Source organism: Sungkyunkwania multivorans (assembly GCF_042675645.1).
In the GTDB taxonomy this organism is placed as follows: Bacteria; Bacteroidota; Bacteroidia; order Flavobacteriales; family Flavobacteriaceae; genus Sungkyunkwania; species Sungkyunkwania multivorans.
In genome coordinates this window covers 1-920 of the sequence record NZ_JBHTJH010000013.1, presented here as the reverse complement: position 1 = coordinate 920, position 920 = coordinate 1, and the positions used below count along the sequence as shown (strand labels likewise).

General features: G+C 32.6%; 1 protein-coding gene. It reads left to right on the top strand.

The window, feature by feature from the left end; genetic code table 11:
• Positions 1-224 precede the first annotated feature (224 nt).
• The gene (locus ACFQ1M_RS11535) at positions 225-725 is read left to right on the top strand and encodes a tetratricopeptide repeat protein (RefSeq protein WP_386408342.1); all 501 of its coding nucleotides are present in this window, start codon (positions 225-227) and stop codon (positions 723-725) included.
• The last annotated feature ends 195 nt before the right edge of the window (positions 726-920 follow it).

Genomic DNA, 920 nt, shown 5'->3' with positions numbered 1-920 from the left:
AGACCGTTGTGGTGCATTGCGAATGAATAGAAAGATTAAAATATGTGATGAATGCGAAAGTGAATACTATTCTGACACTTCCAAAATGACAAAAATGTGTCCGGATTGCTCTCACTTTCTATACGGATATGACAACTGTAATCACGAATTTAAAAATAGCAGATGTGTTCACTGCTACTGGAATGGAAAGAGTTCTGAATACGTAAATGGATTGAAAAAATAATATGAGTTCAAAAGTACCAACTGTAAGACAAACCAATTGGGTTTCTATAATTCCTCACCTATTAATTATGGGAGCTATAATTTTTATATGGTATTTAATAAATCCAGAAAAGGCATTTCTTTATGGTGCAATGACCTACTTGTTGATTTCATTCTCTTTAAGAAACTTAATTCCAAAAGACCATAGGAATGGAATAAAGAAAAACAATGCTGAAAATTTTGAAGAAGCAATTCTTGACTTTGAAAAGAGTTATACTTTTTTCAAAAAGTATGAATGGATTGACAAATACCGATTTATTACTTTACTAAGTTCTTCCAAAATGTCATATAGAGAAATGGCTTTAGCGAATATCGGATTTTGTTACTCTCAAATAGGGAATGGTATAAAATCAAAAGAATATTATCAAAGAACCTTAGCGGAATTCCCAGAAAGTGGACTTGCAAAAAGTGCTCTAAAGATGATAAACTCAATGGAACAAAACGCACCACAACACGGTGTATAAAACATAGCTAATAAGTGCTAAACCGAAAGGTTTGTATATATTTAGAATGTCCGCCATATTTTTAATTTGGCTTTTAAAAAGAGAAAATTAAAAACAAAATATAAAAATTCGGCTCTGTGTTAACCTGCCTGACCGCAGGCAGGTCCGAAAAATTAGTGTCTTTTTGCACGCTACGTTTCATACACAAGTCCGTTG

Coding starts and splice junctions, on each gene's coding strand:
- ACFQ1M_RS11535 (WP_386408342.1), top strand. CDS start 225: ATGAGTTCAAAAGTACCAACTGTAAGACAAACCAATTGGGTTTCTATA.